The following is a 26,567-nucleotide window of genomic DNA, read 5'->3' on the forward strand; positions in this document are numbered from 1 at the left end:
TGTTGTACATTCATCGCCGAACCACGACAGCCGTCGTGGATCACCTCGGACATCGGAGCCGGTTTGCGCAAGCTCGTCTACTTCGTCGCCAGCACCCTCGACGGCTTCATCGCCGCACCCGACGGGTCGTTCGACTTCCTCCCGCTCACACCCGACCTGGCGCCCCACCTGGTGGCCGAGTGGCCCCAGACGCTGCCCACGTTCGCCCACGCCCAGCTCGGCATCGACTCCCCGCCGAACGGCCGCTTCGACACCGTGCTGATGGGCCGCGGCAGCTACGAGCCGGGTCTGCAGCTCGGCGTGACAAGCCCGTACGCCCACCTCGAGCAGTACGTGTTCAGCCGCTCCCTGCCCCCTGCCGACTACCCGGACGTGCACGTCGTCGACGGCGACCCGGCCGCCCTCGTCCGGGAGCTGAAGACCCGGCCCGGACGCGACATCTGGCTCTGCGGCGGCGGGCAGCTCGCCGGTCAGCTCCTCGACGAGATCGACGAGCTGGTGGTCAAGCTCAACCCGGTGGTCGTCGGCAGCGGCATCAAGCTCGTCGACAGCGGCTTCGATCCGCGCCGGCTCACGCTCACCTCGGCGCGGCCGTTCGACGCCGGCGTGGTCGTCCTGCACTACACGCGCAACGGTTAACCCGGTTGCCCCGGACGGCGGGCGGCACGCACCGTGGAGCGGTGACGAAGACCCGGCTGCACTGGCACGAACTGCCCGCACACGTCCGCGACGGCGTCGAGGCCGTCCTCGGCGACCGGGTGGTGGCGGCGCGGTCCCAGCCGGGCGGCTTCTCCCCCGGCACCGCCGACCGCGTCCGTACCGCAGGCGGTGGCCGGGCCTTCGTCAAGGCGGTCAGCCCGGCACAGAACGACCGCAGTCCCGGCCTACACCGCGCCGAGGCCCGCATCGCCACCGCCCTGCCGCCGGACACGCCCGCGCCCCGGCTGCTCGGCAGCTACGACGACGGCGACTGGATCGCGCTCGTCTTCACCGACGTGGAGGGCCGGCACCCGGTCACGCCGTGGCGGGCCGGCGAGCTGGCCGCCGTGCTGTCCACGCTGGAGACGATGGCCGGCGCGCTCACCCCGGCGCCGGCCGCCGCGCCCACCCCCACCGCCGCCGAGCGGCTCGCTCACGACTTCGGCGGCTGGCGGCGCCTCGCCGTCGACCCGCCGGCCGACCTCGACCCGTGGGTCCGGTCCCACCTGCCCGAACTGTGCGCCGCCGCCGACCGAGGGCTGGCCGCGCTCGCCGGCGACACGCTCTGCCACGTCGACGTCCGCGCCGACAACCTGCTGCTCGGCCCGGACGGATCGGTCACCGTCGTCGACTGGCCCTGGGCCTGCCGGGGACCGGCCTGGTTGGACACGCTGCTCACCGTCGTCAACGTGCAGGTGTACGGCGGACATGACCCGGACGCGCTGCTGGCCGCCCGGACACTGACCGCCGATGTCGACCCGGCCGACCTGACGGGTGTGCTGGCCGGATTCACCGGTTTCTTCCTCGACGGCGCCCGCCGGCCCCCACCGCCCGGCATCCCGACGGTACGGGCGTTCCAGCGCCTCCAGGGCGAGTCCCTGCTCCCCTGGCTGACCCACCGCCTCAAGACCTGACCCACCGTCGCCCCGCCCTCACCCAGCCCGTCCTGCTCGGCCCCGCCCGGCCCGGCTCGGCCCGGCCCGGCCCGGCCCGGCTCGGCCCGGCTCGGCTCGGCGATCTTGCGGTTTCGGCCCCTGACATGCCCCCTTTGCGCGCTTTGTCAGGGCCGGAAGTGCAAGATCAACGCACTCAGGAGGGCTGGACGCGCAGCGGTGCGCAGCGCGGGCTCACCCGGCAGTGGGGACGCCGAGGGGGTCGGCGAACAAGGGGGAGAAGCCCAGTTCGGCGGCGCCGATCAACGTGGCGTCGTAGCCGAGTGCGGACACGCGCAGGCGGGCCTTGTCGCGGGAGATGGGCAGTACGTTGGCGGCGATCCGGCTGCGGACATGGGCGGCCGAGGCGGGGAAGACCTCCTGGAGCGTGCCTCCGAAGATCACCACGCCCGGGTTGAACAGGTTGATCACGTTCGCCACGCCGATGCCCAGCCAGTCACCGATGTGCCGCAGCGCCTCCTGCGCTGCCGGTTCCCCCTGAGCGGCGGCGGCGACCACCGCGCGTACCGCCTCGCGCCCCTTCTCCCGCGCCGGGCGACCCGCGACGTCGAGCAGCGCCCGCTCACCGACCTCGGCCTCCAGGCACCCGCGCGAGCCGCAGCCGCACGGCCGCCCCTGGTACGGGTTCACGAGCATGTGCCCGACCTCGGAGGCATACCCGCCGTCGCCGTCGAGCAGCTCCCCGCCCACGATGATCCCGCCGCCGACACCCACGTCCCCGTGCAGGTAGACGAGGTTCTGCACGCCGACGCCGGCCCCGCGCTGATGCTCGGCCAGCGCCCCGAGGTGCGCCTCGTTGCCGACCAGGACGGGCAGGCCCAGGTCCAGCCGCCGGGCCAGCTCGGCGCCGAACGCCTGGTCCACCCACCCCATGTCCGGTCCGAAGCGGACCATCCCGTCCCCCGGCCGGATCATGCCGCAGTAGGAGGCACCGACGCCCACGCACACCGACCCGGGTGGCGCGGCGTGGTGCAGGGCCCGCCCGAAGTCGGCGAGCACCGAGACCACGGAGTCGAGGTCGGCCCCGGCCCGTGGCCGTTCCGCCTCCAGCCGCGCCGCCAGCACACCGCCGAGCCCGACGCGGGCGGCCACGAGCCGGTCCACGGCGATGTCGAAGGCGAGGACGTGGACGGTGTCGGAGGCGGGACGCACCACACGCGAGGGACGCCCGGCCCGGCCGCTGCCACCCGCCGCCACCTCCCGGACCAGGCCGGCCGCCGCCAGTTCCGCGGTGAGCGCCATTACCGTGCTGCGGTTGACGCCCATCCAGTCGGCCAGTTCGACGCGGGTGACCGGGCCGGTCAGATGGACGCGCCGCAGCAGCGCGCCGAGGTTGAGCCGGCGGCTGTCCCCCTGCGCGTGCCGGTCTGCTGCCAGACCTTTCAGCATCGACCACTCCGTCGGATGGCGACTGGCTCTCCGAGACCGAGGATAGTTGGCACACATCGACAGCAGCCAGCGCGGAACCGGACTGCCGAAGCACGAGTGGAAGTCACGGGTGTCCTCCGGGCCGGGAGACACCCGTGACGTTCCAGTCGGCGAGGATGACCGCGCCGGAGGACTACTCGGTTTCGCGGACCGGGCTCTGCGGCACCACCATGACCGGCCGGTGGGCGCGGTGCAGCGTGGCCATCGCGACGCTGCCGAGCAGGATCTTGCGGACCGCCGTGCGGCCACGCGAGCCGACCACGACCAGGCTCGCCTTGCGCTCGGTGGCCACGGTGGAGAGCGCGTCGGCGACCGCGCGGCCGGGAGCACCGCCGGCGGCGCGAACGCGCACGGTGGTCACCGGCTGCCCGTCGACGGTGTCCGGCGTGTCCCCTTCGTCGCCGTCGACGGCGGCCAGGATGATCTCCCGCTCGGGGAAGAGGCGGCGGGCGGCGGCGAACGCGGCCTCGGATCCGGCCGAGGCGTCCCAGCCGACCACCACCGGCCCGGCGGCGAGCGCGTCGTACTCGTCGGTCAGCAGCGGGTGCGGCACGACCAGTACGGGACGCGGGCTGTAGTGCACGGCCATGTCGGAGACGCTGCCGAGCACCGCGCGGGCGCCGCCGAGGCCCCGCGAGCCGAGCAGCAGCACGTCGGCCTGCTTCTCGTCGGCCAGCTCGGCGAGCCGGAGTCCTTCACCGCCGTAGCTGCGGCACACGAGCGGCTCGGCGTCCCAGCCGGCGGCCCGGCCCAGCATCACGCCGACCGCTGTCATCCGGTCGGCCTCCCGGCCGCCCTCGCGCTCGATCGCCTCGACGAACACGTTGATGTTGCGGGTGCCGGTCCAGAGCCGCTTGCGCAGTTCCTCGCTGGCGAACGGAGGCGTCCACAGATGCCCGATCCACGCGTGCGCGCCGGGGAACAGCAACGCGCCCACCTCGATGGCGGCGCTGGCGGCCGGGGATCCGTCGTAACCCACCACCACTTGCCTGCCGTGCTCGTCGCTCACCGCACCCAACCTCTCTCACCGACGACATCTCTCACAAGATCGTATCCGGGCCAGGACCGCGTCCGAGCCGGATCATCCGCCACGGAATCATCGGTACGCTGGGCGGATGAGCACCCCGGACCTGTCGTACCTCCTCGACCACACCAGCCACGTGTTGCGTACCCGGGTGGCGGCGGCGCTCGCCGAGATCGGGCTGACCGCACGGATGCACTGCGTGCTCGCGCACGCGCTGCCCGAGGAGCGTACGCAGATCCAGCTCGCCGAGATGGGCGACATGGACAAGACGACGATGGTGGTGACGGTGGACGCGCTGGAGCAGGCCGGGCTGGCCGAGCGGCGTCCGTCGCGTACGGACCGGCGGGCGCGGATCATCGCGGTCACCGAGGAGGGCGCCCGGGTCGCGGCGCGCAGCCAGGAGATCGTCGACCGGGTGCACGCCGAGGCGCTGGCGAGCCTGCCCGACGACGAGCGGAAGGTCTTCCTGCGCGCGCTGGAACGCCTGACCGCCGGCCACCTGGCCACGCCGGTGCAGAGCCCGAAGCCGGCCCGCCGGGCCCGCCAATAGTCCCTCAATAGATTGTCTGTAACGGAACTATCCGTTACGGTCTCTCCTGTCGCACCTCTCGACAGGAGGACCCCATGTCCGCTCCCCGCTCCCGGCGGCTCGCCCTCGGCGTGCTCGCCACCGGCGCCCTGATGACCATCCTCGACGGCAGCATCGTCACCGTGGCGATGCCGGCCATCCAGCGCGACCTGAGCTTCTCCCCGGCCGGCCTGAGCTGGGTGGTGAACGCGTACCTGATCGCGTTCGGCAGCCTGCTCCTGCTCGCCGGCCGGCTCGGCGACCTGATCGGGCGCCGGACGATGTTCCTCGGCGGCACCGCGCTGTTCACCGCCGCCTCCGTGCTGGCCGGGGTGGCGGCGAACAGCGCCACGCTCGTCGCGGCCCGCTTCCTCCAGGGCGTCGGCAGCGCGGCGGCCACGGCGGTGAGCCTCGGCATCCTGGTCACGCTCTTCCCCGACGCCGCCGGGCGGGCGCGGGCCTTCGCCGTGTTCGCGTTCACCGGCGCCGCCGGCGCGGCCATCGGCCAGGTCGCCGGCGGCCTGCTCACCGACGCGCTGGGCTGGCACTGGATCTTCCTGATCAACCTGCCGATCGGCCTGGCCACGATCGCGCTCGCGGTCCGCACGCTGCCGGCGGACCGGGGTCTGGGCCTGGCCGCCGGAGCCGACGTGGCGGGCGCACTGCTGGTCACCGCCGGGCTGGTGCTCGGCATCTACACGGTGGTCACGATCGAGCGGTACGGCACGACGTCGGCGCACACGCTCGGCCTGGGCGCGCTCGCCGCCGCGCTGGTCGCCGGGTTCGTGGTCCGGCAGGCCACCGCGCGCCGCCCGCTCATGCCGCTGCGGCTGCTGCGCTCGCGCGGCGTCGCCGTGGCGAACGTGGTGCAGGTCCTCACCGTGGCCGCGACCTTCGCGTTCCAGGTCCTCGTCACGCTCTACCTCCAGCAGGTGCTCGGCTACGACGCCACCCGCACCGGGCTGGCGCTGCTCCCGGCCGCGGTCGTCATCGGCGCGGTGTCGCTCGGCGTCTCGGCCCGGCTCAACGCCCGCTTCGGCGAGCGGGCCGTGCTGATCGCCGGGCTCGTGCTGCTCGCCGCCATGTTCGCGCTGCTGGCCCGGGTGCCGGTGGACGGCCGCTACCTGCCCGACGTGCTCCCGGTGATGCTGCTCGCCGGCGGATTCGGGCTGGTGCTGCCGGCGCTCACCGCGCTCGGCATGTCCGCCGCCCGCGCCGAGGACGCCGGTCTCGCCTCCGGGCTGTTCAACACCACCCAGCAGCTCGGCATGGCGTTCGGCGTCGCGGTGCTGTCCACGCTGGCCGCCGCCCGCACCGCGGACCGGGTCGCGCTCGGCGACGACCGGGCCGCCGCCCTGACCAGCGGCTTCCACGCGGCGTTCGCGGTCGGCGCCGGGCTCGTGGTGGTCGCCGTCGTGCTCGCGTACGCGCTGCTGCGCCCGCGCACGGCGGCGCGCGCCGACGCCCCGGCGCTCGTGGGGTGAGTCAGCCGGGGGCGCGCGCCGGATGGGTGAGGAACGGCAGCACCGCCGCCGGCAGCGCGGGTGAGGCCACCACGTCGTAGTGGGTGAGCCCGGGCAGCACCGCGAGCCGGGACGCGGGCCGGGCGGCACCGTCGCCGCCCGCGTCCCGGTGGCCGCCGCCGAGCAGGCCGAAGAACTCCGCCGCGTGGCTCACCGGGATCTCGTCCGCGTCGGCGAAGACCAGTAGCACCGGCATCGGCAGCGCGGCCACCTCGGCGGACCAGTCGTAGTCACGCCGCAGCAGGTCCCCGCTGCGGGCCCAGAGCAGCGGCCAGTCCTGCGGGCGGGGCGCGACCCGCGCGTACCGCTCGTAGGGCGGGGTGCCGCGCATGCGTTCGGCAGCGCGCTCGTCGTGGGCGGACATCGCGGCGAGCGTCTCCGGGTACCAGCCGCGCCGCCGCAACGGCGTGGAGACGAGCACCAGGCGGCGGACCAGGGCGGGGTGCTGGATCGCGGTACGCAGGGCCACCCCGCCGCCGAGCGAGTAGCCGAGCACGTCGGCGTTCGGCAGGCCGAGGTGACGCAGCAGCCCGGCGACGTCGTCGGCCATCGACTCGTACCGAAGCGGCCGGTCCAGACCGCCGGTGCGGCCGTGGCCGCGCAGGTCGACGGCGATCAGCCGGCGGCCCGCGGCGAGCGCCTGCCGGACCGGCGCGAACGTCTCCGTCGACCCGTATCCGCCGTGCAGCAGGACCAGCGGCTTGCCGGTGCCGTGCTCCTCGTACCAGATCCGCAGCCCGCCGACGTCCGCATAGGTCACCCGCCGATCGTCGCGCCCCCGGCGCCGTGGCGGGCGCGTTCGCGGCCGCCGTTCAGCGGGACGTGCGGGGGCGGGCGCGCAGGTGGGCGCGTTCGCCCTGGCTGCCGAAGAGGCTGAGGAACTCCACCCCCTCGCTGTCGGCGCGGCCGAACCAGTGCGGGACGCGGGTGTCGAACTCGGCCGCCTCACCGGGTTCGAGCACCAGGTCGTGCTCGCCGAGCACGAGCCGCAGCCGCCCGTTGAGCACGTAGACCCACTCGTACCCCTCGTGGGTCTTCGGTTCGGGCTCGGACCGCCCACCGGCCGGGATGATCAGCTTGTACGCCTGGATGCCGCCGGCGCGGCGGGTGAGCGGCAGCATGGTCATCCCGAACGCGGCGACCGGCCGCAGGTGGACGCGGGGGTCGCCGGTGGGTGGGGCGCCGACCAGCTCGTCGAGCGTCACGCCGTGCGCGCGGGCCAGCGGGAGCAGCAGTTCCAGCGTGGGTTTGCGGCCGCCGGACTCCAGCCGGGACAGCGTGCTCACCGAGATGCCGGTGGCGGCGGAGAGGTCGGTGAGTGTGGTCTCCCGCTCGCGGCGCAGCGCGCGCAGCCTTGGGCCGACCGCGTCGAGGGCCTGGTCGAGGTCGTCGTCCATGCCCACCAGTTTGCCACATCAGCAACAGAGTTTGCAGTTCTGCCCGACCTCGCCGCAACCTGGTCGCGGAGGTGGTCACGATGACCGAGAACTACGAGGTACTGGTGATCGGCGGCGGCGCGGCCGGGCTGAACGGCGCGCTCATGCTGGCCCGGGCACGCCGGTCGGTGCTGGTGGTGGACGGGGGCGAGCCCCGCAACGCGCCCGCCGACGGCGTGCACGCCCTGCTGGGGCACGACGGCGTGCCGCCCGCCGAGCTGCTGGCGCGCGGCCGGGACGAGGTGCGCCGCTACGGCGGGCACCTGACCGAGGGCCGGGCCGAGACGGTGGACCGCGACGGCGACGGGTTCGCGGTGGCGCTCGCCGACGGCCGCCGGGTGCGCGCCGGGCACGTGCTGGTCACCACCGGCCTGGTCGACGAGCTGCCCGAGGTGCCCGGCCTGCGCGAGCGCTGGGGGCGGGACGTGGTGCACTGCCCGTACTGCCACGGCTGGGAGGTGCGCGAACGGCCGATCGGGGTGATCGGCAGCGGCCCGATGTCGGTGCACCAGACGCTGCTGTTCCGGCAGTGGAGCGACGACGTGGTCTACCTGCGGCACACCGCGCCGCCGCTCACCGACGAGCAGGCCGAGCAGCTCGCCGCGCGCGGCGTGCCGGTGGTCGAGGGCGAGATCGCGGCCGTCGAGACCGCCGGGGACCGGCTGACCGGGGTACGCCTGCGCGACGGCCGCACCGTCGACCGCGAGGTGCTCACCGTCGCGCCCCGGATGGTGGCGCGCGCCGGGTTCCTGGCCGGGCTGGGCCTGCGCCCGCAGCCGCACCCCAGCGGGATGGGCGAGTACCTGCCGGCCGACGAGTCGGGGCGTACCGACGTGCCCGGGGTGTGGGTCGCGGGCAACGTGACGAACCTGTCGGCGCAGGTCGGCGCCGCCGCGGCGGCGGGCGCCTGGACCGCGGCGATGATCAACGCGGACCTGGTGCAGGCGGAGACCCGGCGGGCGGTCGAGGCGCACCGTGGCGCGCGGGCGGGTGGGTGACCACGAATCACCCCTAACCTGACAATTCTTCCCTTAGGTTGAGTCGGAGAGGGCAGTCGGAACCTGGGGGGCGATGTGAAGGGCTATCCGGCGATCGAGGATCACGGGCTCATCGGCGACCTGCAGACCGCCGCGCTGGTGACCTGTGACGGGACGATCGACTGGTTCTGCGCGCCGCGCTTCGACTCGCCGAGCATCTTCGCCGCGCTGCTGGACAAGGAGAAGGGCGGCTTCTTCCAGATCGCCCCGCACGAGGTCCGGTACGTCACCAAGCAGCTCTACCTGCCCGGCACACCGATCCTGATCACCCGGTTCATCAGCGCGGACGGCGTCGCCGAGGTGATGGACTTCATGCCGGTCACCGGCGAGCGGGTCACCGACTCGCACCGCCTGGTCCGCATGGTCAACATGGTGCGCGGCAGCATGCGCTTCCGGGTGGAGTGCCGGCCTCGGTTCGACTACGCCCGCGAGCGCCACGAGGTGGAGCGGCACCGCAACGGCTACCTGTTCCGCAGCCCGTCCGCGACGCTCACCTTCAACCCGATCGACCCGGTACGGCAGCTCTGGGCCCAGACCGGCGAGATCCGCATGGAGGACGGCGACCTGATCGCCTACGGCACGCTTAAGGAGGGCGACACCGGCGGGGTGATCCTGGAGACGGGCAGCGACGAACCCCGGATCATCCCGCCGGAAGAGGTCCAGGGCATGTTCGAGTGGACCCGGGACTACTGGCGGCGCTGGGTCGAACGCTCCCGCTACACCGGGCGCTGGCGGGAGATGGTCGAGCGCTCGGCCATCACGCTCAAGCTCATGACGTACGCGCCGACCGGCGCGATGATCGCCGCGCCGACCGCCGCGCTGCCCGAGCTGGTCGGCGGCTCCCGCAACTGGGACTACCGCTACACCTGGGTACGTGACACCTCGTTCTCGGTGCACGCACTGCTCGGTCTCGGGTTCACCGAGGAGGTCAGCCGGTACATGGACTGGCTGGACGAGCGCATCCGCGAAGCCGGCGACCACCAGGACCCGCTGAAGATCATGTACCGGGTGGACGGCTCCTCGGACCTGCACGAGGAGGTGCTCGACCACCTGGAGGGATACCGGGGCTCCCGCCCGGTACGGATCGGCAACGGCGCCGCCGACCAGCTTCAGCTCGACATCCACGGCGAGGCGCTGTACGCCATGCACCTCGCCGACGAGCAGGGCATCCGGGTGTCGCACCAGGTGTGGAAGAGCACCGTGCGCCTGGTCGACTGGCTCTGCCACAACTGGGACAAGCGCGACGCCGGGATCTGGGAGAGCCGGCACCACCCCCGCAACTACACGTTCGGCCGGGTGATGTCCTGGGTGGCACTGGACCGGGCCATCCGGCTGGCCACCCGCACCGGCCGGCCCGGGGACATGAGCTGCTGGACCGAGCAGCGCAACCGGATCTACAACCAGGTCATGGCCCGCGGGTTCCACCGGGAACGCGGCAGCTTCGTGCAGGCGTACGACGAGAACGTGCTCGACGCCGCCCTGCTCTACATGCCGGCGGTCGGCTTCGTCACGCCCAGCGACCCGCTGTGGCTGTCCACGCTGGAGTCGATCGAGCGGGATCTCGTCTCGGACAGCCTGGTCCACCGGTACGACCCGGTGCACTCCCCCGACGGGCTGCCCGGCCACGAGGGCACGTTCAACATGTGCACCTTCTGGTACGTCGAGGCGCTGGCCCGCTCCGGCCGGCTGGACGACGCCCGGCTCACCCTCGAGAAGATGTTCACCTTCAGCAACCACCTCGGCCTCTACGCCGAGGAGATCGCCTCCACCGGTGAGCAGATCGGCAACTATCCGCAGGCGTTCAGCCACCTCGCGCTGATCAACTCGGCGCTGACGGTGAACGACCTGCTCGACGCCGAGGCCGACGCCCGCCTCCGCCGATAAGCCCGGCGAACCCGGCCCGGCTCCGGGTAGCCTTGACCGCATGAGGTTCCACGCCGCCGTCATGAAGCCCTGGTCCCTCCGCTGACGGCGGCAGGGTGACCGGCTTCTTCTGACGTACCAGCTCTGCTCCGCCGTCCTGGCGTTCCCGCCGGGCGGTGTCCTCGCGCTGCCCGGCTCCACGACGAGCCGAGAGCGGACTGTGAACAACCTCGACCACATTCCTTCGTCCCCATCCACCTCAGGCGGTTCGCTGCCCGCCGGGCACCGGGCGCACGTCCGGGCCGACGGCGTCCGCGTCGTCCGCGGCGGCCGGGTCGTGCTGTCCGACGTCGGCGTGACCGTCTCCGCCGGATCCCGCCTGGCGGTCGTCGGCGAGAACGGCCGCGGCAAGACCACACTGCTCCACGTGCTGGCCGGCATCCTGGTGCCCGACCAGGGCACCGTGGAGCGGCTGGGCACGATCGGCGTCGCCCGGCAGAACCTGGAGGCGCGCCACGGCGAGACGGTGGGCACGCTCGTCCACGGGGCGATCCGGGAGTCCGAACGCGCGCTGCGGGCACTGGACGGCGCCGCCGGCGCGCTGGCCGACGGCCGGGCGGGCGCGGATGACGCGTACGCGGCAGCGCTCGACGCGGCGACCCGGCTGGACGCCTGGGACGCGCAGCGGCGCGTCGACGTGGCGCTGGCCGGTCTCGACGCCTGCCCGGACCGGGACCGCCCGCTGGCGACGCTGTCGGTCGGCCAGCGCTACCGGGTCCGGCTGGCGTGCCTGCTGGGGGCCCGGGTCGACCTGCTGATGCTGGACGAGCCGACCAACCACCTCGACGCGGCCAGCCTGGCCTTCCTCACCGCTCGGCTGCGCGAGCACCCGGGCGGTCTGGTGCTGGTGACCCATGACCGCGCCCTGCTGCGGGACGTGGCCACGGAGTTCCTGGACCTCGACCCCAGCGCGGACGGCCGCCCGCGCCGCTACGCCGGGGACTACGCCGCATGGCAGGACGGGCGTCGCCGCGACTTCGCGCACTGGGTACGCGACCACGAGGCGCAGCAGGCCGAGCACCAGCGGCTGGCCGACGCGGTACGGGAGGCACAGGGCCGGCTCAGCACCGGCTGGCGTCCGGAGAAGGGCCACGGCAAGCACCAGCGCCAGTCCCGCGCCCCCGGCCTGGTCCAGGCGCTGCGACGCCGGCAGGAGGCGCTCGACGAGCACCGGATCACCGTCCCGGAGCCACCGCAGCCACTGCGCTGGCCACCAATGGACACCCGGGCCGGACTGCCGATCCTGCGGTGCCTCGACGTGACGGTCGCCGGGCGTCTGCGTACCCGGGTCACGCTCACGCTCGACGGCGGGGACCGCCTGCTGGTGACCGGGCCCAACGGCGCGGGCAAGTCGACGCTGCTCTCCGTGCTGGCCGGCGACCTCGTGCCGTCGACCGGGGAGGTCCGCCACCCGTCCGGCGCGCGGGTGGCGTACCTCGGTCAGGAGGTGCCGGACTGGCCTCCCCTGATGCTCGCCCACGACCTGTACGAACAGCACGTGGGCCGGTTGCGCTCCACCGGGCGTCTCGGCTCCGGCACCCCTCTGCCGCTGGGCGCGACGAACCTGCTCGACGCCGAGGCCCGGCGTACCCCGGTCGGCCGGATGTCGCACGGACAGCAACGGCGGCTGAACCTGGCGCTGCGCCTGGCCGAGCGTCCCGACCTGCTGATCCTCGACGAACCCACGAACCACCTGTCCGCGCCGCTGGTCGACGACCTCACCGCGACCCTGCTGACGACGCCGGCGGCGGTGGTCGTCGCCACCCACGACCGGCAGATGCTCCACGACCTGGCGGCCTGGCCCACGCTGCCGCTCACCGCCGGCGACGCCAGGCCCTCCGGTCACACAGGGTCACGCCTGGCGGAAGGTTGATGCCTTCGAGCCGATATGACTGAGAGGCATAAATATGCCTCTCAGTCATATCGCTCGTGCGGACCGGCTTCCCGGGTCCACCCGACGAAGCGGCGGTGCAGTGCGCCGGCCGGCGCCCACGGCATGTCCTCCGAGGCCTGCACGAGGTAGGCGCCGAGGTACAGGGCCAGCGACACCGGCGCGCCGGCGTACTCCGCCCGCAGCTCCCGCCTCCGCGTCGGGCACGGCCAGGGCAGGTCGCAGCCGCCGCAGTTCCAGATCGGCATGACCGGGCCGTGGGTGGTCACCGCGCGCCCTCCAGGAAACGCGCGGTGACCGCCCGCGCCTGCCGGCTGGTCGCCCATTCCACCTGCCAGCAGGGGTACGGCGTGAGCCGCGCCCACCACGCCCGGCACCCGGCACACATGCCGTCGAGTCCCCGGACGTGAACCGCGAGGATCGTCTCCTCCGGCCCGCCGATCACTCGTCACTCCCCTGCGGCCAGTGACCACGGTGATCGGAACCCGATGCCGCGAACGACAGGGCAGGTCGGCGCCGCACCGGCAGACCCGTCTCCACCGCCGCCAGCACCAGACCGGCCGATGCCGCCGCGCGAACGTCAGCGCGGCGGTGGACAGATACGCGTCGTACGAGACGCGGCGCTCCCGCGAGGCGCCGCCGTCCGGGGGCCGTGGCGCGCCTCGCGCCTGGTCCAGCAAACGGCGTCGGGCGATCTCCTGCTCCAGTGCCTGGAGGCGCTCGCCGAAGCCGGAGACCGCCGACGACGGAAGGTACCGACCGACGAGCCGCCGCAGGAGCAATGGAATCCCGTCCCGGGACAGTGCGGTCCTGAGCCCAACGACGTCCTCGCCGCGAGCCGCCTCAGCAGCGGCGATATGTCGCCTCTCTGTCACCTCTCGGTTCACCGCGTGGATCTGATCGCTCCGGCTCATCGACGATTCGTCGCCAGTGCTCGGCATCTCCACCTCCGCCAGGGAAAACATGTGCCCTCTCAGCGCTGCCGGTCCACAGTGACGTCTGGGCGTCACTGATCGCGACGACACAAGAGCCGACAATCCGACTCCATAGGTGACGACATTTAGGCGACATAGCATTATCGTGGCGGGCATGACCGCCCCCAACACGGTTCTGCGCGGCGTCCGTACCGGAATGCGCATGAGCCAGGACGACTTCGCCCGCGCACTCCAAGCCGCCGGCCACCGCGTCGGCGAACCCAACGACGCCAACAAGCGACTCGTCCAGCGATGGGAGTCCGGTGCGATCGCCGCTCCGCGCCCCGTCTACGCTCGCGCGCTGGAGGTCGTCACCGGTCTGCCCATCTCACTGCTCGGCTTCGCCGCGGTGCCCGGTGGACACGTGGCCGACGACAGACACGGTGGCCACGACCTGACCTCAACCGTATCGAGCCTGGCCACGCCGACGCCGACACCCAAGCCCGCCACGGCCCACAGGTCGTACGAGGGCGTGTGGCTCAGCCGCTACCAGTACTACTCCAGCGGACGGGAGGAGTCCTTCGCCGGGCAGCACTTCGTCGTCCTGCTCCAGCACGGCGACAGGCTGACGGCGCGCAGCCTGCCCGGATCGGCTTCCTCATCTCTGTCGCTGGACCTGACCGTGGACGGTGCCGTCATCACCGGCACGTGGGTGGAGCAGACCGACCCGGCCGGCTACTACCGGGGCGCCCGCTATCACGGGGCGATCCAGCTTCTGGCCGAGCCGACGGGCCGGCGGATGGCCGGGAAGTGGGTCGGATTCGGCAAGGACATGGACGTGAACACCGGCCCGTGGGAGCTCGTCTTCCGCGACGCGTCGACCTCCAAGGCGACGCTGGACCGGTACAACACGTCAGCGACGTAGAGAGGCCGCACCATCGCCTCGGCCGACGGACATGAACGGCGCTCGTGTCGACTACTCTGCAGCGGAATGCGGCACGGCAGGGTGTCCGTATCCAGGCGAGGCGCACATCGTGCTCGCGACGACAACAGGAGAACGCTGTGACAGTCCGCGCCACGGGCCGGCCGTTGACCCGACTGGAAGCCGCCCAGGCGCAGGCAGAGCACGTGCTCGGTGCCCGGAAGGCCAAGCGGATCGCGATGTTCGGCAACGGCACGCTGTATGTCAAGGCCGGCACGATGGCGCAGGTCATGTCCTGGCTCATCGACTTCGTGGTGTACCTGTTCGCTGTCGCGGTAGGTGTCGTCGCCCTGTCCGTGTTGGACCGTGCGGTGACCCTCTCCGGCGGTGCCCTCGCCGGGGCGGTGCTCGCGTTGTTCGTACTGGTGCCGGTTCTCTACGGCCTCTGCTACGGCGACGGCCGCGCGCTCGGCGCGGTCCTCACCGGCACACAGCTCGTGCGGGTCAGGGACGGCAGCCGGATCGGCGTCAAGGCGTGCTGGGCCATGCTGGTCCGGACGCTGTTCATGCCGGTCCTGTCCGTCGTGCTGGTGGTGCTCGCGTTCAGTACCGGTTCCGCGGATGCGCCCGGTTCGCTCGTGCGGGCCAGCATCGACCCGGACGCCACCCGGCGTCTCCACGCCGCAGGCATCCACTGACCCCGCGCTACACATCATCGCGACGGTCGACGCTGCCCTCGTACATCGCCTAGCCTCTCCGGCGTGGAGCACCTGCGCGACCTCGCCATCCGGCTGGCGATGGACGAACCGGTCGGCGAGGACCTGCCGATGGCGGCTGCTCACGCTCTGACCCGGGGCGTCGACTCGCCGGGTCTGCGTGAGCTTGCCGGCCTGTCGAAGGGCCAGTCGCGAGAGGCAGTCGATCTGTTCCGGCAGGCGATGGACGAGCTCGGTTCGCCGGTGCCGGACGAGCGCGGCGCTCGGCTGCACCTCATGCGTCAGGCAGCGGCGAGCATCGTCGCGGGAGAGGGTGACGCCGAGAACCTGGCGCACGAGATCTACTGCCAGGCGGCCGCATCCCGGTTGCCGGAGCTGCGACCCGTGGCCGATCGCTTCTTCGAGCTGTACGTCGGATGGGGCGCGGCCTTCGACCAGACGGAGGAGGCGACTGCGGCCACGAAGGCGGCCCAGTCGTTCCTGTACGACCATCCAGCCTGAGCGGCTCCCGCGAGTCTCGTCTGCAGCAGCGACCGGCACGGGCAAACGCCGGACGTGATGAGCCATATGCTGCACCCGAGCGGAAGCGGGGATTCGTGGGGATCGTTGATCGGGTTCGCGGCGGATCCTTCGTCGCCGGCGTACTGGTGGTACTGGGCCTTGCCGGCTGCGTCACACGAGCCGACCCGCCGCCGCCCCCAAAGCCCTCCGTGAATCCCGCACCGTCGGCATCGCCCGCCGAGCAGGAGGCGCTGATGGCGACGATTCGCCAGTTGGTCGAGCGGGCCGACCTCGGCGACGACATCCGGGAGCGCACGATCGAGGTCGGCGAACCCTATGAACCCTGCGACCTGCTCATTGCCGACCCCGACCGGTCGAACGGGGGCGGGTTGGAATTCGATCAGGTGTGGGGCGCGGGCCTGGAGGTCAATCCCGTAGGGATCTTCGTCGACGTCCAGCCCCCGAGAACCCTGTTGAACGTCACGGTGATCGGTCTGCGCGATGCCCCGGCGGCCGCTGCGGCCGCCCGTACGGCGCGCACCGCACGTTGCCCCAGTAAGGATTTCCCACTCAACATCGGGATGGCCACCGCCCGGTGGGGCGCACGCACGATGACCATCGGATCGACGAGCGCGCGGCTGACCACGGCGACGGTGAGCCGGGTGAACCCGGAAAGCGCGGAAGCAATGCCGTTCCTGCCGGGCAACGCGCGGCTGATCTTCGCGCACGGCTCGCTGCTCGTCAGTGTCGAGGCGCTCACGTTCTGGCCGCCCAAGCTGAGTACCGCCTCCGAGGTCACCGCAATCGCTCAGGAGAAGGCGACGTCCCTGGCAACGGCGATCGTCAGGACCGTCCCCGCGCCAGGCTAGGAGGAGCCGCCCTGCTGCCACGGCACCCGCTACCCGAACCGATGTCGGCGTTCGATGGCAGGCACTCCACCCGACCGGGGAAGTCGTCGGATGCGGCGGACCTACCCTGATCGTGCCTGCGACTCTAGGATCGTCGTCCATGCCCGACAGGATGTGGTCGCTGGCCGATTTCCGCTTCGACGAAACCATCGAGGCCGCCGAGGTGCACCTCGACAGCGGGACAGAGTTGAAGCTGATGGCACGGGACGAGGCGATCGCCTTCGCACACGAACGGGGTGCCAATCTCGTGGCATGGTGCCCGCCGTCCGACGAAGCGGCCCCCTCCTGCGTAGTGACGAAGGTGACCCTCCCCCTGCGTTGGGAGCGGGCGCCGATCGATGAGCCGGCGATCGATGAGCGGCTGTGGTTTGAGACTACCTGCGGGCGTGACGTCCTGGTCGGTAACGGCCACACGTTCGCTGGACGGATGGCAGCGTGGTGTCCCCACGAGAGCGTGGGCTACAACGTCTCGCGCGCCCAGATGGGGGCCATGTCGGAGGAGGCCCGCTACTTCGTCGCGGGTTTCCTGGCCGGCAGCGAGCCCCGATACCCGCTGGACGCTGACGGCGGGACTGAGGAAGCCGACCTGAACGCGTGGCGGGCAGCCCTCTCCCGATTCCGGCGCACGGGATCGTGGCACGGCCGCTGGGGCACGTGCCGGGTGTGCGGATGTGTCCTGCTGCCGGACGCCGCTGGCGACCGATGCCACCAGCACTTGGTCGCTGGCTGAGCCCCTCGTAGGGCCCGCCCTGGCTGTTGGTGGGCGCGGCAGGTTTCGAACCTGCGACCCCTCGCTTGTAAGGCGAGTGCTCTCCCACTGAGCTACGCGCCCGGAACGCCCGTACGGCGGGCCGGAGCGGCCAGCTTACCTGCCCGCCTCCGGCCCCGCGCAACGACGTGCCTGGGGTGTGGGACTCAGGCGGCGACGGCCTCGGCCAGCGCCTTGCGCCAGCCCTGCTGGTCGCGCGCCTCGCCGGGCATGTTCATCTCGGCGAACCGGACCACGCCGGCCTTGTCGATGACGAAGGTGCCCCGGTTGGCGATGCCCGCGACGTCGTTGAAGACGCCGTACGCCTGCGCCACCGCGCCGTGCGGCCAGAAGTCGGCCAGCAGCGGGAACTGGTAGCCCTCCCGGTCGGCCCAGATCTTGTGGGCGTACACGGAGTCGACGCTGACGGTCAGCACCTGGACGTCGTCGTTGACGTACTCGTTGAGGTTGTCCCGCACCTCGCACAGCTCGCCCTGGCAGATGCCGGTGAAGGCGAGCGGGTAGAAGACCAGCAGCACGGTCTTGCGACCGCGGAGGTCGGAGAGCCGGACCTCCTGGTTGTTCTGGTCCTTGAGCAGGAAGTCGGGCGCCTCGGCGCCAACCTCGATGGGCATGCGTGCTCCCTCGGGATCGGGTCTGGAGATGATCAGCCTGCCACACCCGGCGACCTCGGTCGCCGGGTGTGCGGCGCGCCCTACTTCTTGCTCTTGGAGCCGCGACGCATGACGAGGCGGGCCCCGCTCCAGTCGCGGCCGGCGTTGATGGTGGAGGTCTGCTGGAGCCCGGCGGTCTGCGCGCTCTCCGCGACCTCGCTCGGCTCGACGTGACCGTCGCGGCCGGCCTTCGGGGTCAGGAGCCAGACCACGCCGTTGTCCGCGAGCGGCCCGAGGGCGTCGACGAGGAGCTCGAACAGGTCACCGTCGCCGTCGCGGTGCCAGACCAGAACCGCGTCGACCACCTCGTCGGTGTCCTCGTCGACGAGTTCCCCACAGCGGTCGGTCAGGGCGTCCCGGAGATCGGTGTCGACGTCGTCGTCGTAGCCCATCTCCATGACGACCATGCCCGGCTCGATACCGAACCGGTCCGCCAGGCTGCGTACCCCGTCGGCCTGGCCAGCGGTCGCGCTCACTGTCGAGTGCCTCCTCATCTATCCCTGCTCGTGGCGTCGGGTGACACCGTCGGGCTCAGTCCACACAGTTGCGGCTCGCCGCGCAAGTGGCGCACCGGGTGGAACGGAATTTACCGTGCCAGCAGCGTACGGGCACCCTGGGTGATGGCTTCGGCGGAGACCAGTACCTGACGGGCAGCCGGACCTAATGGTACAAACGAGTCAAGTGCGGCTACGCGGCGCGCGGCACCCACGTACCCGGTGTCGACGAGCGCGGACAGCACGCCCTCGCCCACCCCGCCGGTTCGCCGCGTCTCGTCCACCACCAGCACCCGGCCGGTCGCCGAGGACTCCCTGATGATGTCGGCCACCGGCAGCGGGGCCAGCCAGCGCAGGTCCACCACCCGGCTGCCCACGCCCTCCTCGGCGAGCGTGGCGGCGGCGCGCAGCGACATCCGCACTCCGTTACCGAACGTGATGATGGTGAGGTCCTCGGCGGAGCCGATCCCGTAGACGCGGGCCCGCCCGATCGGCACGTGCCGGTCCGCCCAGGTGCCCGGCTCGGCGTACTCGGCGGCCCACTCGTCGTCACCGTCCGTGTACAGGTCGCGCACGTGGTAGAGCGCGATCGGCTCCACGAACACGCAGACGCTGCCGTCCACCCGGGCCGCCGCCAGGCAGGTCCGCAGCATCGGCGCGGCGTCGTCCGGCCGGGCCGGCACGGCCACCACAAGCCCCGGTACGTCCCGCAGCGCCCCCAGCGAGTCGTCGTCACGGTCGTGGCCGCCGAGTCCGTCCGGGCTCGCCAGGCCGGGCACCCGCACCACCATCGGGTTGCGGAACGCGCCCCGCGACAGGAACCGCATGGTGGCCGCCTCGCTGCGGAGCTGGTCCTCGGCGCCGTGCAGCAGCGTCAGGTGGCGGATCTCGGGCACCGGCAGCAGACCGGCCAGCCCGGCGCCCAGCCCGAGCCCGAGGATCGAGGTCGCGTCCGGCAGCGTGTCGAACACGCGCGCCGCCCCGAACCGGTCCCGCAACCCCTCGGTCACGCCGTACACCCCGCCCCGGGCGGCCACGTCGTGGCCGAACACCGCCGTCCCGGGGTGGTCGAGCATGCCGTCGGCGAGCGCGGCGTTGATGCTCTGCGCCAGCGTGAGCGGGCCGGTCAGCTCCGGCGGCTTGCCGCCGAACGCCTCCGCCCGCGCTCCGGCGCCCGGCCCGGCCGCGTGTGCCGCCGCCTCGGCGACCGCGCGGGACACCCGCACCGGCCGGCGTGGGGCCAGTTCCCGCACGATCTCGACCGGGGAGGCGAGCTTCGGCTCGTCCAGCACCTCCTCGGCGACGCGGCGCAACTGCCAGCCCCGCTCGTCGTAGCGGGCGAGTAGTTCCTCGCCACCGGCGTACCCGGAGGTCACCAGCAGCCGCGCGGTGGCCAGCAGCGGGTCGCGGGCCGCGTCACCGTCACAGTGCGCCATCAGGCGGACCGCGCTCAGGTGCAGCACGGCGGGCCGGCGCTGCCGGCGTACCCACTCCGCCGCCTCCGCCGCGACCCGGTAGGTCGCGGTCACGTCCGTGCCGTCGGCGGCGAAGTACCTGATGCCGGGCCGGGCCCGCAGCGTGGCGGCCACCCAGCCCTCGGCGGAGGTGCCGCTGTCCGCGCAGACGAACAGCACCGGGATGCGCAGGCCGGTGTGGTCGTACCAGCCGGTCGTGTTCAGCGCGGCGGTGGCCGTGGCGTGGTCGGCCGCGGCGTCGTCGAAGGCGCAGACCACCACGGCGTCGGCGGGCCACTGCGCCGCCTCGGCTTCGCCGTCGGACGCCCGCGCGCCGCGGCGCAGCCGCTCCAGCGCCAACCCGAGGCCGACGGCGCGCGGCAGGTGCGCGCCGGCGGTCGAGGTGGTCGGCACGACCGCCAGGTCGGCGCGGCCGAAGACCTTCGCCCGCCCGCCGGCCGCGGGTTCCTCGGCGGAGGCGACGATGCCGCGCAGCACGTCGCGCGCCGCCGCCGCGAACGCGTCGTCGGGCGCGGGCTGCGGCAGATCGGGTACGACGACAGTCGCGTCCCCGTCCGCGTCCACGGCGATCCCGGCACCCGCGGGAAGGCTGGCCGCCTCCGTCTCCCCCGGTTCCGGTTCCGGTTCCGGGGATGGGGCGGGGAAGGCGCCGACGGCCTGGGCGGCGCGCAGGCAGTAGAACGCGCCGGAGCGGGCGTGCAGCAGCGCGGGGTCGGTCGGCCGCAGCGCGGCTGCCACCGCGGCGTCGCCCTCGTGACCGGCCGACTCGATCGTGTGGTACCCCTCACCGAAGCCGGACAGCCACCGGCCGGCCAGGTCGAGCAGCCGGCTGGTCAGCTGCGCGTCGAACAGGGCCAGCGCCTGCGCCCCGGTCAACGCACCGCCGTCGGGCAGCGGTTCGCCCAGGTCGCGCCGCTGGTCGGGCGCCCCGAGCGCGGCCAGTTCGGCTCGGAGCCGGTCGTCGAGATCGTGCGGGGTGGTCACGCGGACAGCATTACCGACTCGGGCCCGCCTCGCCCACTCGGACACGTTCCGCCCGGCGTGGCTCAGACCTGCCCACACTCCTGCGGGCAGCCTCCGTCGGAGACCTTGAGCACCAGGTCCCGCAGTGTGGCCAGTTCTTCGGTGCTCAGGGCGTCGAGGAGTCGGGAGTCCGACATCACCTGGCGGACCCGGTCGCGTACCTGCCGCCCCCGCCCGGTCACCACGAGCGCCTTCTGCCGCCGGTCGGCCGGGTCGGTACGCCGTTCCACCAGCCCGGCCTGCTCCAGCTTGTCGGCCAGTCCGGTGACGTTCGACCTGTCGCAGCCGAGCTGCTCGGCGAGGTCGCGGGCCGGGAGCGGGCGGTCCGGGTCCAGCTCGTGCAGCGCCCGGGCGACCGCCGGGGTGAGGCCCAGTGCCGCGATCCCCTCGTGCTGGTGGTGCCGCATCGTGGCGGCGACGTGCAGGATCCGGCGCACGGTCTCCCCGGCCAGGCCGGCCCGGTCACGGGCGGTGGGAACGGTGGAGTGCGCCATCCGTTCATGTTATGGCGCAGTCGATCTTCGATCATCGGAACGGTCAGGCACCTCGTGCAACCGATTGCCGATCATGAAGCGCTGTTCGGCGGAAATTCCCGCCCGGTCGTCCGCGCGTCACCTCCTGTCCATCGACGTCCGTGAGGCTTCCCGGAGTCGACGAACCGGACTCCGGGGAGGAAGAACGTGGCTCTGTCCCGACGTACCATCCTGCTCAGCGGCGCGGCGCTCGGCGCCGCCGGCGCGGCAGCCGGCCTGCCGGTCGCGGCCGCCGCGTCGCCCGGCCCGCTGCGCCGCGACCCGTTCACGCTCGGCGTGGCCTCCGGCGACCCCGACCACGAGGGCTTCGTGCTCTGGACCCGGCTGGCGCCGGAGCCGCTGGCCGAGGACGGCCTGGGCGGCATGCCGTCGCGGACCGTGCCGGTGGCCTGGGAGGTGGCCGCCGACGAGCGCTTCCGGCACGTGGTGCGCCGCGGCGTGGCCCTGGCCCGGCCGGAGTCGGCGCACAGCGTGCACGTCGAACTGGGCGGCCTGCTGCCCGGACGGGAGTACTTCTACCGGTTCCGGGCGGAGCGCTGGCTGTCCCCGGCCGGGCGCACCCGCACCGCGCCGGCACCGTGGCTGATGCCGTCCGCCCTGGCGATGGCCTTCGCCTCCTGCTCGCAGTACGAGCACGGCTACTTCACCGCGTACCGGCGGCTGGCCGAGACCGAGCCGGAGCTGATCCTGCACCTCGGCGACTACCAGTACGAGTACGCGCCGGACACCTACAACGTCCCCGGGGGCAACCCGCGCGACCACGAGGGCCCGGAGACCCGCACGCTGGCGAACTACCGGCAGCGGCACGCCCAGTACAAGACCGACACCGACCTCCAGGCGGCGCACGCCGTCGCGCCCTGGGTGGTGGTCTTCGACGACCACGAGGTGGAGAACAACTGGGCCGACGAGGTGCCCGAGGCGCCGGATCCGGACTTCCCCGCCCGGCGGGCCGCGGCGTTCCAGGCGTACTACGAGAACATGCCGCTGCGCCGCACCTCGATCCCGCGCGGCATCGACATGCGGCTCTACCGGCGGGTGCGCTGGGGCCGGCTGGCCACCTTCCACATGCTCGACACCCGGCAGTACCGGGACGACCAGGCGTGCGGCGACGGCTACAAGAGCTGCGCCGAGGCGTCCGATCCGGCCCGTTCGATCACCGGCGCCGCCCAGGAGGCGTGGCTGCTGGACGGCTTCCGCCGCTCCGAGGCCCGCTGGGACCTGCTCGGCCAGCAGGTCTTCTTCGCCCAGCGGGACAACGACTCCGGGCCGCTCACGGTGACGAGCATGGACGCCTGGGACGGGTACGCGGCCTCCCGGGACCGGATCACCCGGGGCTGGACGGCCGCCGGGGTGCGCAACCCGGTGGTGCTCACCGGCGACGTGCACGCGCACTGGGCCAGCGACCTGAAGCTGGACTACGCCGACCCGACCTCGCGCACCGTCGGCAGCGAGCTGGTCTGCTCGTCGATCACCTCGACCGGCGACGGCGCCGACTCGCCGACCGGCTCGCACCCGTGGCTGGCGTTCAACCCGCACCTGCGCTTCCAGAACAACCTTCGGGGGTACGTCCGCACCACGATCACCCCGACCGAGCTGACCGCCGACTTCGACGTGCTGCCGTACGTGAGCCGGCCGGACGCGCCCGCGTACACCCGGGCCCGGTTCGTGATCGAGGACCGCGTACCCGGGTTGAACCTGACGTACGACCGGCCGCCGGCCGCGGCGCGCACCGCCGCCCCCGGCGCCGACCAGGGCCGGCAGACGGTGGAGGCGGAGACGGTCCGCCCGTGACGGCGCGGCCGGGCCGGGCGCGCGGCGCCCGGTCCGGCCGGTCAGCCGGCCAGGAACGAGAAGCGCACCTGGCGGTCGGGGTTGTCGCCGTTGGTGTCGACGAGGCAGATCGACTGCCAGGTGCCGAGCTGGAGCCGCCCGCCGAGCACCGGCAGCGTCGCGTACGGCGGCACGAACGCCGGCAGCACGTGGTCGCGGCCGTGCCCGGCTGAGCCGTGCCGGTGCCGCCACCTGTCGTCGGTGGGGAGCAGGTCGTCGAGCGCCCGCAGCAGGTCGTCGTCGGACCCGGCGCCGGTCTCGATGATCGCCAGTCCGGCCGTGGCGTGCGGGACGAAGACGTGCAGCAGCCCGTCCCCGGCGCCGGACACGAACCGTTCGGCCTCGCTCGTGATGTCCCGGACGGTCGGACGGGAGCCGGTCCGGACGGTGATCACCTCACTGCGCATACGGCGCATTCTGCCGCAGTGCCCGGTTCATCGCCCCGCCCGCCGATAGCGCACCCGGTGATCGCGCAAAGTTACTGATGGGTACCTGTGTTCAGCGTCGCGTCTGGGGGTGGGAGAGGTGACGACACGCGCCACCAGGGGGCAGGATGGCGCTAGAGACCTATCCCACACGAAACCGAGGGAACGCCTGTGGCTACGGAACGCAAGCGCCCGGTGATCACCGCTGGTCTGCCGAGCCAGCTTCCGGACATCGACCCTGAAGAGACCAGCGAATGGGTCGAGTCACTCGACGGTGTCATCGACGAGCGCGGGACAAAGCGAGCCCGGTACGTCATGCTGCGCCTGCTGGAGCGGGCCCGCGAGCGGCAGGTCGGGGTGCCGTCCCTGACCACCACCGACTACATCAACACGATCCCGCCGGAGCGCGAACCGTGGTTCCCGGGTGACGAGCACGTCGAGCGGCGGCTGCGGGCGTACATCAGGTGGAACGCCGCGATGCTGGTGCACCGGGCGCAGCGCCCGGAGATCGGCGTCGGCGGCCACATCTCGACGTTCGCCAGCTCGGCGTCCCTCTACGAGGTGGGCTTCAACCACTTCTTCCGGGGCAAGAACCACCCCGGCGGCGGCGACCAGATCTTCTACCAGGGTCACGCCTCCCCCGGCATGTACGCGCGGGCGTTCCTGGAGGGCCGGCTCAGCGAGAACCAGCTCGACGGGTTCCGGCAGGAGCTGTCGCACCCCGGTGGCGGGCTGCCGTCGTACCCGCACCCGCGGCTGATGCCGGACTTCTGGGAGTTCCCCACCGTCTCGATGGGCCTCGGCCCGCTGAACGCCATCTACCAGGCGCGGTTCAACCGCTACCTGCAGCACCGTGGCATCAAGGACACCTCCCAGCAGCACGTCTGGGCGTTCCTGGGCGACGGTGAGATGGACGAGGTCGAGTCGCTCGGCGCGATCGGCGTGGCCGCCCGCGAGGAGCTGGACAACCTCACCTTCGTGATCAACTGCAACCTCCAGCGCCTGGACGGACCGGTCCGCGGCAACGGCAAGGTCATGCAGGAGCTGGAGGCGTTCTTCCGGGGCGCCGGCTGGAACGTCATCAAGGTCGTCTGGGGCCGCGAGTGGGATCCGCTGCTCGCCGCGGACACCGACGGCGCGCTGGTCAACCTCATGAACACCACGCCCGACGGTGACTACCAGACCTACAAGGCGGAGTCCGGGTCGTACGTGCGGGAGCACTTCTTCGGCCGCGACCCGCGGACCCGCAAGATGGTCGAGCACCTGTCCGACGACGAGATCTGGAACCTCAAGCGGGGTGGCCACGACTACCGCAAGCTCTACGCGGCCTACAAGGCGGCGATGGAGCACACCGGCCAGCCGACGGTGATCCTCGCCAAGACGATCAAGGGCTGGACGCTCGGCTCGCACTTCGAGGGCCGTAACGCCACGCACCAGATGAAGAAGCTGACGCTGGAGGACCTGAAGCTCTTCCGCGACCGCCTCTACCTGGACATCCCGGACAAGTCTCTGGAGGAGAACCCGTACCTCCCGCCGTACTACACCCCGGGCGAGAAGTCGGACGAGATCGCGTACCTGAAGGACCGGCGTCAGCAGCTCGGCGGCTACCTGCCCACCCGCAGCACCGCGCGCAAGACGCTGGCCATCCCGGGCACCGAGCGGTTCTCCGACGTCAAGCGCGGGTCGGGCAAGCAGAAGGTCGCCACCACGATGGCGTTCGTCCGCCTGCTCAAGGACATCATGAAGGACAAGGAGTTCGGCAAGCGCTGGGTGCCGATCATCCCGGACGAGGCCCGTACCTTCGGTATGGACTCGCTGTTCCCGACCCAGAAGATCTACTCGCCGCACGGCCAGCGCTACACCTCGGTGGACCGGGAGCTGTTCCTGTCCTACAAGGAGTCGACGACCGGCCAGATCCTGCACGAGGGGATCAACGAGGCCGGGTCGGTGGCCTCCTTCACCGCCGCGGGCACGGCGTACGCCACCCACGGCGAGCCGATGATCCCGCTGTACATCTTCTACTCGATGTTCGGCTTCCAGCGCACCGGCGACGGGTTCTGGGCGGCGGCGGACCAGATGGCGCGGGGCTTCGTGCTCGGCGCGACCGCCGGCCGGACCACGCTCAACGGTGAGGGCCTCCAGCACGAGGACGGTCACTCGCTGCTGCTCGCCGCCACCAACCCGGCGGTGGTCTCCTACGACGCGGCGTTCGCCTTCGAGCTGGCGCACATCGTGGAGAACGGCCTGCACCGGATGTACGGCGAGGCGCAGGAGAACATCTTCTACTACCTCACCGTCTACAACGAGCCGATCTTCCAGCCGGCCGAGCCGGAGGGTGTGGACGTCGAGGGCATCGTCAAGGGCATCCACCGCTACTCCCCCGCGCCGCAGGTCGGCGACGACGCGCCGAAGGCGAACATCCTCGCCTCCGGCACCGGCATGCAGTGGGCGCTCAAGGCCCAGCAGCTGCTCGCCGAGGACTGGGGCGTGTCCGCCGACGTGTGGTCGGTGACGTCCTGGACCGAGCTGCGCCGCGACGCGGTCCAGTGCGAGGAGCACAACCTGCTCAACCCGGGCGAGGAGCCGCGGGTGCCGTACATCGCGCGGAAGCTGGCCGACGCCGACGGGCCGAAGGTCGCGGTGAGCGACTGGATGCGCGCGGTACCGGACCTGATCGCCCGCTGGGTACCCGGGGACTACACCTCGCTCGGCACCGACGGGTTCGGCATGTCGGACACGCGGCACGCGCTGCGCCGTCACTTCCACGTGGACGCCGAGTCGGTGGCGGTGGCCACGCTGCGCCAGCTCGCGCTGCGCGGCGTGGTGCCGGCGCACGTGCCGGCCGACGCGGCCCGCAAGTACGCGCTGGACGACGTCAACGCCGCCCCGGTCGGCGAGACCGGCGGCGACAGCTGAAAGGAA

The 26,567-nt window shown here is 72.4% G+C and carries 25 protein-coding genes and 1 tRNA gene; 14 read left to right on the forward strand and 12 right to left on the reverse strand.

Going from position 1 to position 26,567, the window contains the following annotated elements; translation table 11 throughout:
- Window positions 1-63: 63 nt before the first annotated feature.
- Both NMK34_RS22825 and NMK34_RS22830 read left to right on the forward strand, forming a co-directional pair.
- Entirely contained in the window at window positions 64-639 is a 576-nt protein-coding gene (locus tag NMK34_RS22825; protein WP_013475646.1) for a dihydrofolate reductase family protein, read from the forward strand.
- 41 nt (window positions 640-680) lie between these two features.
- Entirely contained in the window at window positions 681-1,613 is a 933-nt protein-coding gene (locus tag NMK34_RS22830; RefSeq protein WP_318335134.1) for a phosphotransferase, read from the forward strand.
- 213 nt (window positions 1,614-1,826) lie between these two features.
- Here the strand turns inward: NMK34_RS22830 and NMK34_RS22835 are convergent, their stop codons facing one another.
- Window positions 1,827-3,041, reverse strand: coding sequence for an ROK family transcriptional regulator (locus tag NMK34_RS22835; RefSeq protein ID WP_318335135.1), 1,215 nt, complete (start codon window positions 3,039-3,041; stop codon window positions 1,827-1,829).
- Between the two features lie 172 nt (window positions 3,042-3,213).
- Window positions 3,214-4,089 carry a universal stress protein gene (locus tag NMK34_RS22840; RefSeq protein ID WP_026268287.1) on the reverse strand — a complete coding sequence of 292 codons (876 nt, stop codon included), beginning with the start codon at window positions 4,087-4,089 and terminating at the stop codon, window positions 3,214-3,216.
- 106 nt (window positions 4,090-4,195) lie between these two features.
- Between NMK34_RS22840 and NMK34_RS22845 the strand changes: the two genes are divergently transcribed.
- Both NMK34_RS22845 and NMK34_RS22850 read left to right on the forward strand, forming a co-directional pair.
- Window positions 4,196-4,654: a MarR family winged helix-turn-helix transcriptional regulator gene (locus NMK34_RS22845; RefSeq protein ID WP_013287809.1), complete on the forward strand. Its 459-nt coding sequence runs from the start codon at window positions 4,196-4,198 to the stop codon at window positions 4,652-4,654.
- A gap of 74 nt (window positions 4,655-4,728) precedes the next feature.
- A complete protein-coding gene (locus NMK34_RS22850; RefSeq protein WP_318335136.1) occupies window positions 4,729-6,156 on the forward strand; it encodes an MFS transporter in 1,428 nt (475 codons plus the stop codon).
- A gap of 1 nt (window position 6,157) precedes the next feature.
- Here NMK34_RS22850 and NMK34_RS22855 read toward each other — a convergent pair whose 3' ends face one another.
- The gene (locus NMK34_RS22855) at window positions 6,158-6,955 is read right to left on the reverse strand and encodes an alpha/beta fold hydrolase (RefSeq protein ID WP_318335137.1); all 798 of its coding nucleotides are present in this window, start codon (window positions 6,953-6,955) and stop codon (window positions 6,158-6,160) included.
- A gap of 52 nt (window positions 6,956-7,007) precedes the next feature.
- Window positions 7,008-7,592 carry an XRE family transcriptional regulator gene (locus NMK34_RS22860; protein ID WP_318335138.1) on the reverse strand — a complete coding sequence of 195 codons (585 nt, stop codon included), beginning with the start codon at window positions 7,590-7,592 and terminating at the stop codon, window positions 7,008-7,010.
- Window positions 7,593-7,672: 80 nt separating this feature from the next.
- Between NMK34_RS22860 and NMK34_RS22865 the strand changes: the two genes are divergently transcribed.
- The 3 genes from NMK34_RS22865 (at window position 7,673) to NMK34_RS22875 (ending at window position 12,464) form a co-directional block, all read left to right on the forward strand.
- Complete coding sequence (locus NMK34_RS22865) at window positions 7,673-8,629, forward strand: NAD(P)/FAD-dependent oxidoreductase (RefSeq protein WP_318335139.1); 957 nt, start codon at window positions 7,673-7,675, stop codon at window positions 8,627-8,629.
- A gap of 75 nt (window positions 8,630-8,704) precedes the next feature.
- The gene (locus NMK34_RS22870) at window positions 8,705-10,552 is read left to right on the forward strand and encodes a glycoside hydrolase family 15 protein (protein ID WP_318335140.1); all 1,848 of its coding nucleotides are present in this window, start codon (window positions 8,705-8,707) and stop codon (window positions 10,550-10,552) included.
- Between the two features lie 199 nt (window positions 10,553-10,751).
- Entirely contained in the window at window positions 10,752-12,464 is a 1,713-nt protein-coding gene (locus NMK34_RS22875; protein WP_318335141.1) for an ABC-F family ATP-binding cassette domain-containing protein, read from the forward strand.
- 41 nt (window positions 12,465-12,505) lie between these two features.
- Here the strand turns inward: NMK34_RS22875 and NMK34_RS22880 are convergent, their stop codons facing one another.
- Window positions 12,506-12,751 carry a hypothetical protein gene (locus NMK34_RS22880; protein WP_318335142.1) on the reverse strand — a complete coding sequence of 82 codons (246 nt, stop codon included), beginning with the start codon at window positions 12,749-12,751 and terminating at the stop codon, window positions 12,506-12,508.
- Complete coding sequence (locus NMK34_RS22885; protein ID WP_018787085.1) at window positions 12,748-12,927, reverse strand: hypothetical protein; 180 nt, start codon at window positions 12,925-12,927, stop codon at window positions 12,748-12,750. Before NMK34_RS22885 ends, NMK34_RS22880 begins: the two co-directional genes overlap by 4 nt.
- A gap of 632 nt (window positions 12,928-13,559) precedes the next feature.
- On the opposite strand from NMK34_RS22885, the gene NMK34_RS22890 reads away from it, so the two are divergent.
- The 5 genes from NMK34_RS22890 (at window position 13,560) to NMK34_RS22910 (ending at window position 17,173) form a co-directional block, all read left to right on the forward strand.
- Complete coding sequence (locus tag NMK34_RS22890) at window positions 13,560-14,321, forward strand: XRE family transcriptional regulator (RefSeq protein ID WP_318336405.1); 762 nt, start codon at window positions 13,560-13,562, stop codon at window positions 14,319-14,321.
- Between the two features lie 164 nt (window positions 14,322-14,485).
- Window positions 14,486-15,016 carry a hypothetical protein gene (locus NMK34_RS22895; RefSeq protein ID WP_318335143.1) on the forward strand — a complete coding sequence of 177 codons (531 nt, stop codon included), beginning with the start codon at window positions 14,486-14,488 and terminating at the stop codon, window positions 15,014-15,016.
- 63 nt (window positions 15,017-15,079) lie between these two features.
- The gene (locus tag NMK34_RS22900; RefSeq protein ID WP_318335144.1) at window positions 15,080-15,535 is read left to right on the forward strand and encodes a hypothetical protein; all 456 of its coding nucleotides are present in this window, start codon (window positions 15,080-15,082) and stop codon (window positions 15,533-15,535) included.
- 95 nt (window positions 15,536-15,630) lie between these two features.
- Window positions 15,631-16,404, forward strand: a complete 774-nt coding sequence (locus NMK34_RS22905) for a hypothetical protein (protein WP_318335145.1) — start codon at window positions 15,631-15,633, stop codon at window positions 16,402-16,404.
- A 139-nt stretch (window positions 16,405-16,543) separates the two neighbouring features.
- Window positions 16,544-17,173, forward strand: coding sequence for a hypothetical protein (locus NMK34_RS22910; protein WP_318335146.1), 630 nt, complete (start codon window positions 16,544-16,546; stop codon window positions 17,171-17,173).
- A 27-nt stretch (window positions 17,174-17,200) separates the two neighbouring features.
- On the opposite strand, the gene NMK34_RS22915 is transcribed toward NMK34_RS22910, so the two are convergent.
- The 5 genes from NMK34_RS22915 to NMK34_RS22935 form a co-directional block, all read right to left on the reverse strand.
- Window positions 17,201-17,275 (reverse strand) — tRNA-Val (locus NMK34_RS22915).
- A gap of 83 nt (window positions 17,276-17,358) precedes the next feature.
- Window positions 17,359-17,826: a peroxiredoxin gene (locus tag NMK34_RS22920; protein ID WP_151501127.1), complete on the reverse strand. Its 468-nt coding sequence runs from the start codon at window positions 17,824-17,826 to the stop codon at window positions 17,359-17,361.
- An 80-nt stretch (window positions 17,827-17,906) separates the two neighbouring features.
- On the reverse strand, window positions 17,907-18,341 hold the full coding sequence (locus tag NMK34_RS22925; protein ID WP_013287823.1) for a DUF3052 domain-containing protein: 435 nt from the start codon (window positions 18,339-18,341) through the stop codon (window positions 17,907-17,909).
- A 110-nt stretch (window positions 18,342-18,451) separates the two neighbouring features.
- Window positions 18,452-20,818, reverse strand: a complete 2,367-nt coding sequence (locus NMK34_RS22930) for a transketolase C-terminal domain-containing protein (protein ID WP_318335147.1) — start codon at window positions 20,816-20,818, stop codon at window positions 18,452-18,454.
- A gap of 62 nt (window positions 20,819-20,880) precedes the next feature.
- On the reverse strand, window positions 20,881-21,351 hold the full coding sequence (locus tag NMK34_RS22935; RefSeq protein WP_318335148.1) for a MarR family transcriptional regulator: 471 nt from the start codon (window positions 21,349-21,351) through the stop codon (window positions 20,881-20,883).
- 186 nt (window positions 21,352-21,537) lie between these two features.
- On the opposite strand from NMK34_RS22935, the gene NMK34_RS22940 reads away from it, so the two are divergent.
- Window positions 21,538-23,181: an alkaline phosphatase D family protein gene (locus NMK34_RS22940; RefSeq protein WP_318335149.1), complete on the forward strand. Its 1,644-nt coding sequence runs from the start codon at window positions 21,538-21,540 to the stop codon at window positions 23,179-23,181.
- Between the two features lie 41 nt (window positions 23,182-23,222).
- Here NMK34_RS22940 and NMK34_RS22945 read toward each other — a convergent pair whose 3' ends face one another.
- A complete protein-coding gene (locus tag NMK34_RS22945; RefSeq protein WP_269697422.1) occupies window positions 23,223-23,627 on the reverse strand; it encodes a secondary thiamine-phosphate synthase enzyme YjbQ in 405 nt (134 codons plus the stop codon).
- Window positions 23,628-23,816: 189 nt separating this feature from the next.
- Between NMK34_RS22945 and aceE the strand changes: the two genes are divergently transcribed.
- Entirely contained in the window at window positions 23,817-26,561 is a 2,745-nt protein-coding gene (gene aceE / locus NMK34_RS22950; RefSeq protein WP_318335150.1) for a pyruvate dehydrogenase (acetyl-transferring), homodimeric type, read from the forward strand.
- The last annotated feature ends 6 nt before the right edge of the window (window positions 26,562-26,567 follow it).

Source organism: Micromonospora sp. BRA006-A (genome assembly GCF_033433935.1).
GTDB lineage: Bacteria > Actinomycetota > Actinomycetes > Mycobacteriales > Micromonosporaceae > Micromonospora > Micromonospora aurantiaca.

Excerpts from the sequence above, each read along its gene's own strand:
- NMK34_RS22845 (WP_013287809.1), top strand. The coding sequence starts at position 4,196 with ATGAGCACCCCGGACCTGTCGTACCTCCTCGACCACACCAGCCACGTG.
- NMK34_RS22945 (WP_269697422.1), bottom strand. The coding sequence starts at position 23,627 with ATGCGCAGTGAGGTGATCACCGTCCGGACCGGCTCCCGTCCGACCGTC.
- NMK34_RS22865 (WP_318335139.1), top strand. The coding sequence starts at position 7,673 with ATGACCGAGAACTACGAGGTACTGGTGATCGGCGGCGGCGCGGCCGGG.
- NMK34_RS22835 (WP_318335135.1), bottom strand. The coding sequence starts at position 3,041 with ATGCTGAAAGGTCTGGCAGCAGACCGGCACGCGCAGGGGGACAGCCGC.
- NMK34_RS22920 (WP_151501127.1), bottom strand. The coding sequence starts at position 17,826 with ATGCCCATCGAGGTTGGCGCCGAGGCGCCCGACTTCCTGCTCAAGGAC.
- NMK34_RS22935 (WP_318335148.1), bottom strand. The coding sequence starts at position 21,351 with ATGGCGCACTCCACCGTTCCCACCGCCCGTGACCGGGCCGGCCTGGCC.
- NMK34_RS22910 (WP_318335146.1), top strand. The coding sequence starts at position 16,544 with ATGCCCGACAGGATGTGGTCGCTGGCCGATTTCCGCTTCGACGAAACC.
- NMK34_RS22850 (WP_318335136.1), top strand. The coding sequence starts at position 4,729 with ATGTCCGCTCCCCGCTCCCGGCGGCTCGCCCTCGGCGTGCTCGCCACC.
- NMK34_RS22860 (WP_318335138.1), bottom strand. The coding sequence starts at position 7,592 with ATGGACGACGACCTCGACCAGGCCCTCGACGCGGTCGGCCCAAGGCTG.